This window comes from Lysinibacillus sp. FSL R7-0073, from assembly GCF_038009065.1.
GTDB lineage: Bacteria > Bacillota > Bacilli > Bacillales_A > Planococcaceae > Lysinibacillus > Lysinibacillus fusiformis.
In genome coordinates this window covers 175,310-188,409 of sequence record NZ_JBBPAS010000001.1, presented here as the reverse complement: position 1 = coordinate 188,409, position 13,100 = coordinate 175,310, and the positions used below count along the sequence as shown (strand labels likewise).

9 protein-coding genes are annotated in these 13,100 nt (G+C 36.1%); 6 read left to right on the top strand and 3 right to left on the bottom strand.

All coding sequences use genetic code 11. The features are described 5' to 3' along the window. Positions 1 to 161 precede the first annotated feature (161 nt). Genes MKY88_RS00955 through tatC form a run of 4 tightly spaced genes read left to right on the top strand, consistent with a single transcriptional unit; the run spans position 162 to position 3,724 of the window. Entirely contained in the window at positions 162 to 911 is a 750-nt protein-coding gene (locus MKY88_RS00955; RefSeq protein ID WP_193834142.1) for a gluconate 2-dehydrogenase subunit 3 family protein, read from the top strand. Positions 912 to 922: 11 nt separating this feature from the next. Further along, positions 923 to 2,635, top strand: a complete 1,713-nt coding sequence (locus MKY88_RS00950; RefSeq protein WP_340812845.1) for a GMC family oxidoreductase — start codon at positions 923 to 925, stop codon at positions 2,633 to 2,635. 28 nt (positions 2,636 to 2,663) lie between these two features. Next, positions 2,664 to 2,867 (top strand): twin-arginine translocase TatA/TatE family subunit, encoded by a 204-nt coding sequence (tatA, locus tag MKY88_RS00945; RefSeq protein ID WP_069479731.1) that lies wholly within the window; start codon positions 2,664 to 2,666, stop codon positions 2,865 to 2,867. 11 nt (positions 2,868 to 2,878) lie between these two features. Next, entirely contained in the window at positions 2,879 to 3,724 is an 846-nt protein-coding gene (gene tatC / locus MKY88_RS00940; protein WP_340812844.1) for a twin-arginine translocase subunit TatC, read from the top strand. Positions 3,725 to 3,738: 14 nt separating this feature from the next. Here the strand turns inward: tatC and MKY88_RS00935 are convergent, their stop codons facing one another. Then, on the bottom strand, positions 3,739 to 4,554 hold the full coding sequence (locus MKY88_RS00935) for a metallophosphoesterase (RefSeq protein WP_069479729.1): 816 nt from the start codon (positions 4,552 to 4,554) through the stop codon (positions 3,739 to 3,741). Positions 4,555 to 4,832: 278 nt separating this feature from the next. On the opposite strand from MKY88_RS00935, the gene MKY88_RS00930 reads away from it, so the two are divergent. Further along, positions 4,833 to 7,856, top strand: a complete 3,024-nt coding sequence (locus MKY88_RS00930; RefSeq protein WP_193834145.1) for an ATP-binding protein — start codon at positions 4,833 to 4,835, stop codon at positions 7,854 to 7,856. A gap of 4 nt (positions 7,857 to 7,860) precedes the next feature. Further along, positions 7,861 to 8,565 (top strand): LytR/AlgR family response regulator transcription factor, encoded by a 705-nt coding sequence (locus tag MKY88_RS00925; protein ID WP_193834146.1) that lies wholly within the window; start codon positions 7,861 to 7,863, stop codon positions 8,563 to 8,565. 46 nt (positions 8,566 to 8,611) lie between these two features. On the opposite strand, the gene MKY88_RS00920 is transcribed toward MKY88_RS00925, so the two are convergent. Together MKY88_RS00920 and MKY88_RS00915 are read right to left on the bottom strand one after the other, a co-directional pair. Next, positions 8,612 to 11,083, bottom strand: coding sequence for an immunoglobulin-like domain-containing protein (locus MKY88_RS00920; protein WP_340812843.1), 2,472 nt, complete (start codon positions 11,081 to 11,083; stop codon positions 8,612 to 8,614). A gap of 24 nt (positions 11,084 to 11,107) precedes the next feature. Next, positions 11,108 to 12,811 (bottom strand): RTX toxin, encoded by a 1,704-nt coding sequence (locus tag MKY88_RS00915; protein WP_340812842.1) that lies wholly within the window; start codon positions 12,809 to 12,811, stop codon positions 11,108 to 11,110. Between the last annotated feature and the right edge of the window lie 289 nt (positions 12,812 to 13,100).

Below are 13,100 nucleotides of genomic sequence, written 5' to 3'. Positions count from 1 at the left end.
TTTTTTTAACTTATCGATATCTTTTGCTATATATAGACAAAATTCATTGGCTTTAATGGATGAAATTAAAAATTTTTCCAACAGAAATTGATTATAATTCACATTTTTTGCTGATTATTAGAAATAGGATAGATTCAAAACATTTTGAGGGGAGGATTACGATGAGTTCAGACAAGAACAATGTTTCACGTCGAGACTTTTTAAAGACAACTGGTATTGCTGCTGGTACATTAGTCGGCGGTGGATTAATTGGAGGACTAGTAGGCTACAACATCAATGGTAAAGGTACTTCTACTCTGGAACACGGTGGACACGGTACTACAAATGAAGCTCTTGGTTCGCCAAAAGCAAAAATGTTTTTTAGAAATGAAAAAGATTTTAGTATTTTATCGAAGGCAACAGAACGCATTTTTCCTGAAGATGACTTAGGGCCAGGTGCTATAGGATTGGATGTCCCTTATTTTATCGATCATCAATTAGCAGGAAATTATGGGAGTAATTCTAAAGAATATATGCAAGGCCCTTTTGATGTAGGTTCCCCTACTCAAGGCTATCAAAGCCGCCTAACGCGAGCTGAAATTTTCAGACAGGGCATTCAAAAAATGGACGATGAGGCACAAAAACGTTTTAAGAAAAGCTTCAACGATTTGGATGGTAAACAGATCGATGAAATTTTAACAGCCTTTCAAAAGGGTGAAGTTGAAATGGTTGGTGTACAATCAGCATTCTTCTTTATATTGTTACGAGCTGCCACATTAGAGGGCGCCTATTCTGACCCAATGTATGGAGGGAATCGTAATATGGATGGCTGGCGCATGAAGAACTTCCCTGGCCACCAAATGGCTTATATATCACAAATTGAAGATAAGAAATTCCAAAAAATCGAGCCTAAATCTTTGGGCAACCACTAGGGGGGTAAAACATGGCCAAAACATTACCAAGTGTAGACGTTGTAACAGTTGGTGTAGGCTGGACAGGTGGTATCATTGCTGCTGAATGTGCGAAAGCCGGTTTAAAGGTAGTTGGCTTAGAGCGAGGGCAAAAGCGTGGTACTGAAGATTATTTAAACGTTCATGATGAATACCGTTATGCCATTCGGTATGATTTAATGCAAAATCTATCCAAAGAAACAGTTACTTTTCGCAATGATCGTAATATGAAGGCGTTACCGATGCGCCAGTTAGGTTCCTTCTTACTCGGAGAGGGGCTAGGAGGATCAGGAACACATTGGAACGGAATGACGTATCGTTTTTTACCCTATGATTTCCAAATAAAAACGCTAACAGATAAACGGTATGGTCCAAACAAGCTTGGGCCAGATTATCTCATTCAGGATTGGGGATTAACATACGATCAACTTGAGCCTTATATGGACAAGTTTGAAAAAACAGCTGGTATTTCTGGAGATGATAAAAATACATTTAGCGGAAAACGTTCAAACCCTTATCCAACAGGACCTATGAAGAAAACGCCGATGCTTATGCAATTTGAAAAGGCGGCACAGGACTTAAAGCTAACACCTTATATGGTGCCATCAGCAAACGTCTCTGAGGTTTATAAAAACCCAGATGGTGAAACCATTAATGCTTGCCAATATTGTGGCTTCTGCGAACGTTTTGGTTGTGAATATGGCGCAAAATCTTCTGCAGAAATTACAGTTGTCCCTACTGCATTAAAAACAGGTAATTTTGATTTACGCTACAATTCCAATGTTGTTGAAATTTTAAAACAAGGCAATAAGGTTATGGGTGTAAGATATATCGATACCGTATCAGGAGAAGAATTTATTCAGCCTGCCAACGCTGTCGTTTTAACTAGTTACGTCTTTAACAATGCCAAGCTATTAATGGTCTCTGACATAGGCGAAAGATATGATCCTACTACTGGTAAAGGGACACTTGGACGAAATTATTGCTATCAAATATTACCTGGGGCTGCTGGTTTCTTTGACGAACAATACAATACATTTATGGGGGCAGGCTCTTTAGGCATGTGTGTAGACGACTATAATGGCGACAATTTTGACCATAGTGAATTAGATTTTATTCATGGTGGAAACATCGCTCTTACACAAACGGGGACCCGACCAATTGGGTCAAATCCAACCCCTCCCGATACACCTACATGGGGACCAGAATTTAAAAAGCAATCTATTCATTACTATACACGTTCATTCGGGATTGGTGCGCAAGGAGCATCCATGCCACATAAGCAAAACTATTTAACATTAGATCCAACCTACAAGGACGCATATGGGCTTCCTTTAATGCAACTAACGTATAACTTTACGGATCAGGATCGTGCGCTTCATAAATTTATTTCTGCGCGTGCAGCAGATCTTATGAAGCAAATGGGTGCAAAAACAATCGTCCCAAATGCTGAAATTACCGATTATAATATCGTGCCTTACCAAACAACACATAACACAGGCGGGACTGTTATGAGTTTAACGCCAGAGCAAGGTGTCGTGAATAATTACTTGCAGCACTGGGATGTTGATAATCTCTTTGCTGTAAGCGCTGGAAACTTTGCACATAATAGCGGCTACAATCCAACCGGAACGTTGGGAGCACTAGCCTACCGTTGTGCAGAAGGTGTCATAAAGTATAGTCAATCGGGTGGTTCTTTAGTATAAAAAAATCATTCTAAAGGAGGCAAGACTTATGGGTGGTCTAGGAGCAATTGGTGTACCTGGATTAATTATTATTTTAGTTATTGTATTAATTGTATTTGGTCCAAAAAAATTACCAGAAATCGGTGGAGCAGTTGGTAAAACGTTTGCAGAATTTAAAAAGTCCACTAAGGGACTTATAGACGATGATGAAGATTCCGTGAAAAAGGTCGAAAAAAAATCTGATGCTTCGTAGGAGGGTTTCCTATGGATCCTTATGAGGATGGAAAAAGAAAGTTTTTAAGCCCTCTTGATAAACCACAAGCTGAGCCTCCGTTACCTATGGAGGCTTTAGTTAAAATACAAGCGGTAAAAATGGAAGAGCAGCATATAGCAGATGAGCCTCTTATACCAGTTAACTCGTTATTGGAACATCTTTCAGAACTACGTAAACAAATAATAAAAGGGCTAACGGTTTTTATCTTATTTTTTATTGTTGTTTTTTCTACTATTAATATTTGGTTTCCCTTTGTAACTCGTGGTCATTCTCTCATTATTTTAGGGCCGCTTGAGGTCGTTAAATTTTATATGACCATTTCAACTACCTTATCATTTGGTCTTGCCATGCCTTTTCTTGTTCATTTTCTGTGGAGTTTTGTAAAACCAGGGCTAAAGGAAGCGGAAAGTCGATTTTTAGGACTCTATGCCCCCGTTATGCTGGCACTGTTCATATTGGGAATTGCTTTTGGCTATTTTGTTGTAAACCCACTAAGCTATTCGTTTTTAGTCGGCATAGGTGCTACCAATTTTGATGTCATGGTATCCGCTAGTGAATATATGCATTTTTTAATTATGACTACAGTACCGCTTGGTCTATTATTCGAATTACCCATCGTTGCCCTGTTTTTATCAGCTATTGGGGTACTGACTGCTGAATCCATGAAAAAAATACGAGGCTGGTCATATATCGGAATGGGTGTAGGCTCCGCTGTCATAACACCGCCCGATTTTATTAGTCAACTCCTCGTATTAATACCCATGATTATTTTGTATGAAATAAGTATCTATCTTGTCAAACGCACAGAACGAAAACAAATTGAAAGCACTGCGTAAATTTTACGCAGTGCTTATTTTTTCTTTAAATCCATCACAATAATTTCTGGAAGATTAAAAATGCGGTATGGTACCGAGCTATTGCCTAGACCACGACTAACCACCATCTTAGTTGTTCCTTCATCATAGACACCAGCCGTATATTTTGGAAATAGCCCCTGTCCAGGTGCAACAAGTCCTCCAAGACCTGGAATACGAACTTGCCCACCATGTGCATGCCCAGAAAATACTAAATCTATGCCATCATTTACATACGTATTAAACACTTCAGGTCGATGCGCCAGTAACATCTTAAACATATCATCTGGTAAATAAGCTGTAGCCAACTCCAACATTTCTTCTGTTGATCTACCCATTAACGGATCCTCAATTCCAACAATCGCCAAGCGCTCCCCGTTGCGCTCTAACACGGTCGATTCATTGGCCATTATATGTACCCCTAACGATGATAGCGCCTCATAAATTTCACTTACCTTATTCGTCGCCACTTCATGGTTTCCTAGCACATAATAAACATCCGTTATTTCAACTAGTCCCTTGACTGCCTGTAGACTTTGTTTTAAATCATAGCGATTGCTATCAATCACATCACCTGTGATAAAAATATAGTCAGGATTTGTCTCCTTAACTTTAGCAATCAGTTTTTGCTGATTGTTACCAAAGAGGGCATCATGTAAATCCGATACTTGTACAATGCGTAGCCCATCATAGCTGGCAGGCACCTTTTCTGATTCGAATACATGCTTACTCACGACTAGCCAGTGATTGTTTACGTACAAAAAAATGACTATAAAAACAACGAAAAAAACACCATATAATAATTTTTTCAATCGCAATCGCTCACTTTGCGGCTACTTTTTTTCAGAAAAAAATTCTGACTTCCCTATTATAAGCAAAAAACAAATTGATTGTAAGTATATGCACTTTAATTACATAAAATGCACAAAATTCAACTATACCCCTCCCCCCTTTATAGGAAATCATGCGCATTTTACCTATTCGTAGTCAGCTTTCACATGATATAATATGGGTATAATTTCATAATTATGTTCATTCAAAAATTTTAAATATCTGCACCTTACAATTTGACAAGAATGAGAGAACAAAGATGAGAAAGTTATTACTTATTTTTATTGTTATTAGTATTGTAGTGATTGGGTTAACAACTCAATTACTTAATAATGAAAGCCCAAATGCGCCTAAAGCCGTTGCAGGTGTAATCGATCTTAGGCAGTATGACTTGCACGAAAACACTGTAAGTTTGGATGGAGAATGGGATTTCGTTCCCGATAAATTATTGAACTATTCAGAATTCAACACCTATCATTCTTATTTAGTAAATGTCCCATCACTATGGTCTAGGTACAAGCTTGATGATCAAAATTTCACTTCACTTGGTAGCGGTACCTATCGTTTAAAAGTTCTCATCAATCATACCGATGCTATATTGGGCATAAAAACAGGTAATATTCGTATGTCGAATGCCATTTACATAAATGAAAAACGTATTGGACAAAGTGGAGAACCAGCCGAGGATTCAACATATGTACAACAAAATGTACCATATGTTGCTTATTTTTCGCCTGACAAGGATGAACTTGAAATCATCATTCATGTCGCTAACTTTGATTATGCATCAGGCGGAGGAATTATTGGTTCCGTTTTTATCGGGGATCAACAGAGTATTGGTCAATTAAGAGAAAGCTCACTTTTCTACGATTTAATCACTATTGCTGCCTTTTTTACAATGTTTATTTATTTTGCTGGTTCCTATTTATATGCCAAGCTTGAAATTGAGCAGCTCTATTTTTCTTTATTCTGCTTTATGGTTGGTTTATACAGTATATCTCATGGAGAAAAAGTAATAATGGAATTACTCCCTATCACCTATGAATCCCTGATACGAGTCCAAATCATTTCAAGTATCGGTTCAGGTATCTTCATGCTGCTTTATTTTTACCATGCCCTTCAGCAAATTGCCTATAAAAAGTTTGTGAAAGTACTTTGTATGATTGGCATTGTATTATCAGCTACGGTGATGCTCCCCATATCCATTAGCTCATACTTACAAGCCGTCTATTCTATTTATATTTTAATCAATATCTTTTACTTGCTTTATATTCAAACGATCGCAATCTTTAAACGTTTAGTAGGGGCTATTTATTTATGGATAAGTACTATGGCAATTCTTATCTATATGGTTGTAGCAACTTTAAATCTTAATATTAATTTAGAAATTTACTCTTTACCTCCTTTGCTTCCTTTTATTTGTTTAACGATGCTCTCTCTTTATATTTCTCATCGTTTTACAGATTCTTACTTGGAAAAAGGACGATTAACAAATGCTTTACTCCGAGTGGATAAATTAAAAGATGAATTTCTCGCAAAAACGTCACATGAGTTTCGCACTCCGTTACACGGTGTAATTGCCATTTCTCAGTCCATGTTAGAGCCTCCTGAGAGCTCAACACTAACGATGGAACAAAAGGAAAAAATATCACTTATATTTAATATTACAGAGAAGTTATCACATCTAGTTAATGACATAGTAGATTTTTCAAAGTTAAAAGAGGGAGAGCTAAAGTTACGTCTGACTAACGTAGACCTTTATTCTGTCACCCATGTTATCGTTGAAATATTGTCATACATCGGCAATAAGGACGTAAAGATTTACAATTACATTGAACGAGGAAAATTTATTGTTGCGGACGAGGATAGACTGCGACAAATTCTTTATAACATTATCGAAAATGCTGTTAAATATACTAGGCATGGAAAAGTGGAGATATCCTGCTACGAAGAGCAGGGGTTCCTTGCTATTGAAGTAAGTGACACTGGTCGAGGCATTGCTCCAGAGCATTTAGAATCAATCTTTGAGCCATTCCGACAGTTAGAGGATGCCAGTAAAGGGGCCGGACTTGGTCTAAATGTTACAAAAGAGCTTGTCAATCTGCATGGTGGAGAAATCACCGTCCAGTCAGTAGTTGAACAAGGAACAACTTTCTGCGTCAAATTACCAGTGGAGCCAATTAAGAAAGATCAACAAGAAAAGCAACAGCAGAATAAAATTATATTAACAAAAGACTATTTACCAATAAAATTCCCCTATTTTAAGGAAAGAACATTGGGTAAGAAAATATTGATTGCTGATGATGATCATATTAACCTCAAAGTACTAATCGATATTCTGGCGAAGGAGAACTACACAATCATTGCTGTTGATGATAGTCGGCAAGTATTTGAACAATTAACATTGCATCCAGATATAGACTTATTGATTTTAGATATTATGATGCCCAACCTTTCTGGATATGAGGTTTGCCAACAAATTCGAAAAAACTATTCTTCTGCTGAATTACCAATTCTAATGCTTACAGCGGCCATTAGACCAGAGGATTTACTAGCAGCATTCCAATCTGGAGCAAATGATTTTCTTCATAAACCATTAGATACTGCCGAATTGAAAACAAGAGTGCGAAATCTTATTTTATTAAAGGAATCAGCGGAAACTGCCATCAAAATGGAAACTGCATTTTTGCAAGCACAAATAAAACCACATTTTATTTATAACGTTTTAAATTCTATTTTATCGCTAAGCTATTTAGACTTGGATAAGGCCCGTATGATGATAACTGATTTTGCTACGTTCTTAAGAAGCAGCCTTGCTTTTGAGAATACAAATAGCCTTATTCCTCTTGAACAGGAGCTTCTGCTAATTCAAGCTTATGTCAATATTCACCAGACAAGATACCCTGATCAACTTGAATGGGAAATTCAGATGGAGGAGCCTTTACATATACTGATTCCCCCTCTGCTACTTCAACCTTTAGTAGAAAACGCTCTTTTTCACGGTTTAAAAAACAAGCAAGCAAATGGAAAAGTAATAATGACTATTAAGAAAGATCAACAAATGATTGATATTCAAATTGAGGATAACGGTAATGGAATGACACAAGATCTAGTTGAAAAAGTTTTATCGGAGGAGCCATCCGTTCACCAGAGCGTCGGAATCCGCAATATTACTAAACGTCTAAGAAAATATGAAAGTGCCACTTTCCATATCGAAAGTATTGTAAATAAAGGAACGATTGTAAAACTAAGATTCCCACTATTTTTGGATGAAAAGAGGTGAAAGAATGTTAAAAGCAATCATTGTGGACGATGAAATTTTAGCAATCAATTTATTAGAGGCTATGTTAGAGGACAATGGGGCTATTGATATTATTGGAAAATTTCTCAATCCTTTAGAAGCTATAGCAAACATTCCTACGCTCAAACCAGATATTCTTTTTCTAGATATTGAAATGGCTGAGATGAGTGGTATTGATTTCGCTAGTAAAATAGAAAATTTAACACCTATACTGGACATCGTTTTTGTGACTGCCTACGAGCATTATGCGATTGAGGCGTTTTCTGTTCAGGCTATTGACTATATTTTAAAGCCTATTGAAAAAGCCCGTTTAATGAAAACAATTGAGAGGATCTCTTTACGGAGGGGGGAAGTTCAGCAACTAACAGACGGAAGTATACGAAATGAAGATGTTCAAGTCATCAAAGATTTTCACTTTCACCTACATTCAGGAAAGATGTACATCGATGGAGTCGCTTTAACCTTATCAACTAAAGAGTTTCATATTCTATACTTTTTAGCACAGCGACCAGGGCAAATTTTTCATCCATCTGACCTGTATAAGCTCATTTGGGCAGAAGATAGTTTAGGACAAACACAGGCATTAAAAGTGCATATTAGTAATTTACGAAAAAAGTTGGAGTCTATCTCTGGACACCAAGCTAAAATTGTAACAGTCAGAGGATCTGGTTATCAATTCCTCTTTGCATAAAGGCAAAAAAGCACGACGATTAGTTATTGAATCGTCGTGCTTCGTTTTATTTTTTTGCCGCTTCTTGAATCTCATAAAATGCCCAATGCACGCTTGGGACATCTTTAAATATTGGCTGTTGATGTTCTATTGTTACTTGACGCTCAAACAAGCGATTAAGGACTTTTACTGATTGCGCACGTGTTAAATAACCCTCAGGATTAAATGTCAGTGCCGTCGTACCGATCATAATGCTACAATCATTGACAGTATGAATCGCTTTATGAGCCCAATGATTGACGCTCACATCTTTAAATTCTGCACTTGGTGAGGTCGGTTGACAAAAATCTACATTTGGACGAACTGCACATTGCTTTTCTATCCAGCGGGCAGCCACTGTTGCCATTTGTGCACGGGTAATCAAGCCATTTGGATTAAAGTTGGTTACCGTAATCCCTTCAAACAGACCCTTTTCCTTCGCAAATTCTATCGCATCTTTAGCATCATGTTGTATTGTATCTGTATAGGTTGCCTTCGTTTGCGGAATTGCATTACCTGTTAATTGACGAGCAAACATAATAGCCATTTGTGCTCGTGTAACAGGGGCATTCGGACGGAAAGTACCATCTACATAGCCCTGGATATACGCCGTATGTGTAATGTCAGTCGTAGGCTCCTCCACATCTTCATTCTTTGGCAAATAGAGAATGGAGAAGGTAGAGAATTTTTGAACCTCAAATTGTAAACCTAGCATATCGTTTTGATAATCAATAACTTTCCCACGTAATAATTCTTTTGAACCATCGCTATGCTCGATATATATAGCTAGATTTTTAAGCTGTTCTTCGGATAAATCTTTAGGCAGAGGTAAGGTTAATGTTACTGGGCGATTCTGCATATTAGTCTCGATTTTCATCGAACCCCCTAATACCTTACTAAATGAACTACCCGTTATCTCTTGATCCATGAATTCACCATTCACACGCTCTTCGATTTTTAATCGGTCGTTTTCCTCACCTAAAGGGATTAGTCGGAAATATAAATTGTCATTAAATGTTGCCAAGGAATATTTAGATACATCGATTTTCACATGATAAGCTGAGATATTTAAATTCAATTGATTGTTTTTCAACAGGGTAATAATATTATTAGGCATTGATATATCAATTTGTTTTACTCTATCGTGCGAATCGGGAATAACGATACGCGCTTGATCTGATCCTTCCTCTTTTAATTTAGTAATAGCTTCCAACATATTCTTTTCGGTTAAAATAACTTCATCTCTCATTGATCCATCTAAATCTTTTAATCGTTTAATAGCCGTTTTAGAAACCGTTTCCCCACTACTAGATTCTATATTTATAGTAATAATTTCTGGAGAAGGAGTTTCTGGAGATTCAGAGGCAGTTGTATCCTTACTATTACTAGGAGCATTTTCTCTAGTAACTAAAATTGTATATTCCCTTTGGCTACCACCTTCAGCAGTTACAAAAATCTTTATTGTATTCACACCTGTTAAAAGCTTTATTGCTTCGGTAGTTGCCTTACCATTTATTGTTACTCTAGCTTTTTCATCCTCAGCCATAGGTCTTATATATATACTACCTACTGTACTTGGAACATGGGCTGTATAAGATAATGTTTTCTTGTTAAATGGGATATTTAAGGTACCAGATGAAATCGTTAACTCCTTTAAAAACGCATTTTGACTAGGAGAAAATGCTTTAACAAGAATAGAGAAAACTTTAGTTTCCACATATTCACCTATGGAAATTTTAGCAGTCAATGTAACCATTTGATCTCCTTTGTCTGAAGATGGGCGTATAACATTTCCATTATCTTTCACTACTTCGGGTTTGTCAGATACCCAAGTAATTGTCGCACCATTTTCTCCAACAATCGGTAGAACAAGATTTTTTGTTACATTTTCTGAAGTATCATCTTGAGCATATACAATAGTAAGTGCATCTTTATCAAGATGTACTTTTTGTTTTAAAATACTATTAACTTTACTATCCAACACAGCTTGTAAAGTTTCTATTGCATCATAACCTTGATTAGGACGTGCCATAATTATTTGCTGACAGACTTTATCTTGATCATCAATCGTAAGGAGATTAAAATGACTATAATTTAAATGTTCATCATCAATAAAAATGGTCCAAAGTGTCAGATCGTCTGTCGCATTGTTAACATTTATAAGGTAGGAACGATCATTGACAGCATTTAAATATACTTGTCGCAATGTACTTGTAGATTGATACCCTGTCTGTGGACGTTCGACTAGTAATTTATTAGCCAAATAATTTTGATCAGCTAATTTAAAATTTTGATATAATTCATTTCCTTTAGCAGAGTAATGTAATACATGCCAATCCGTAGTCATGGCCAATTTCATTTCTTCGTTATTAGTTGCAGCATTAAATGAATAATAATCACTTTTTGCTGCTACTGGAGATATAGGCATCATATAAATTATTAAAATAGTTAGCAGCATTAAATTTATTACTTTTCTTTTAGAGTATCGAATAACAATCACCCTCTCTTTATTTAGAATCAAATTTTAATAATGACCGATTGTAGAGTAGTCATCTTTAGGCAATAATAGCCACTCCGAATGATTAAAATTTGAAGTACCAGATTGTAGCCTTTTATCTCTTATATAGCCACCGCTACTTTGCAATATAGAGATGTTTGAATCCCTAGCTCCTAACATATCTACAACATTTCCAGTACTGTCTTTTAATGTAATGGACACTGTTATTTTAGATGCATCTCTAAAAACAAATTCATCATTGAAATATGGTGAAACAGTAATATCAAAAAAATCATAAAAATAAGAATGTATTACTACAAAATTAGTATTTGGATGTATTAAAGGTATATCTAATGTTTTGACCGTATGTTGTTTAAAAATTAGATTATACTGCTGTATTTCTACTTTATAATTTGATAGAGGAACCATTGTTGCATTATAAATTTCTAGAACATCATTATATTCTCCATTTTGCACAAAATCTGATATAAAAAGTCCTGGGGCATCTACACTGACTATAAAGCTTGTGGATACTTGTCCTCCTTTTCCATCATCTGCTGTGATAGTTATAACGCTTGTCCCCAATGAATGTTGAGTAATTTTAAGTGACGTACCATTCAGACTAGCAGTTGCCACTCCACTATTACTTGAGCTTACAGTTAATGTTAATGGGTCGTTATCATCATCTGAAAATATACCATCCACTAAGACATTCCAACTATTCCCTCCCATTGTTGCTCTTTGATTACTAATGGTCTTAGCAACTTTTGGGGAATGGTTTACAGTCGGATTAGATACAGTAACTAAAAAGCTTGTAGATACTTGCCCTCCTTTTCCATCATCTGCTTGGACTGTAATTGTACTTATACCAGCAGCAATCGGCAGAACAGTAATGGTTTGTGCATTTATTTGAACTGTAGCAATGGATTCATCACTGGAAGTAACGTTTATTGTGAGAACATCATTGTCTGCATCTGAAAATATACCAGTGCCATCTATAATGATTTCATCATCCACAATACATAATTGGTTACTTATAGGTTGTGCAACCACAGGAGGTTGGTTTGGTGGACTCGTTACGGTAACAGCAAATGTTGTCATTTCGCTACCTCCGTTACCATCATCCGCTTGTACTGAAATGATACTCTGACCTATGCCTATTAGTGCGATACTTATCATTTGAGAATTCAGTTGTGCTGTAGCAACAGATTCATCATTGGAACTAACTGACAATGTTAAAGTATCATCATCTAGATCAGTAAATACGTGACTTGCATCAATCAGAATTGGCGTATCACCAACAAGCCCAGTTTGATCATTTATTAATTGCGTTACTATTGGTATATTATTTGACTTAGGTAGAACTTCTATTTCAAAACTACTGCTTGCTCTCCCTAACTTTCTATCATCAGCACTAACCTTAATTTTTGTCTTTCCTGGTGATAGTGCCTCAATTGTTAATAAATTTGAACTTACCTCGGTTGTGACAATGCCTACAGTTTCAGTAATAACTTTAAGTATTAAAGGATCATTATCAGCATCATAAAATAACTTACTTAAATCAATGACAATTTTCTCTTGACCAAGTGTCATGGATTGCTTTGGAATTATTTCTGAAGCTACAACAACAGGTGGACGATTAACAGATGCTGCATAGGATAATTTTTCTTGAAAACAAAAACTACAGATTAAAGTTAGTAAAATGGCTATCATAAGACCTTTTCGATACAAGGTGACCCCTCCTCTTTTCAAAATTATGTAAATACAACTGTTGGCAAATAACTTCTCCTTCATCATGACTTTTAACTCATTTTTTATTATATATCAGTACTAAAAACCTAACTACGGAATATCATAATAACAAAAGTTAATTTTTCTTAACCTTTATTTGATATATCAAAGACAATTACATAATCTTGCTGTCGTTAAAAAGTTGAAACTTACGAAGCAATAAAACAGAAAACCCAAACTATTACAAAACTCAAAATGAAAGTTTTGTAATATTGTTTGGGTTTTACTT

Coding starts and splice junctions, on each gene's coding strand:
- MKY88_RS00955 (WP_193834142.1), top strand. CDS start 162: ATGAGTTCAGACAAGAACAATGTTTCACGTCGAGACTTTTTAAAGACA.
- MKY88_RS00950 (WP_340812845.1), top strand. CDS start 923: ATGGCCAAAACATTACCAAGTGTAGACGTTGTAACAGTTGGTGTAGGC.
- tatA (WP_069479731.1), top strand. CDS start 2,664: ATGGGTGGTCTAGGAGCAATTGGTGTACCTGGATTAATTATTATTTTA.
- tatC (WP_340812844.1), top strand. CDS start 2,879: ATGGATCCTTATGAGGATGGAAAAAGAAAGTTTTTAAGCCCTCTTGAT.
- MKY88_RS00930 (WP_193834145.1), top strand. CDS start 4,833: ATGAGAAAGTTATTACTTATTTTTATTGTTATTAGTATTGTAGTGATT.
- MKY88_RS00925 (WP_193834146.1), top strand. CDS start 7,861: ATGTTAAAAGCAATCATTGTGGACGATGAAATTTTAGCAATCAATTTA.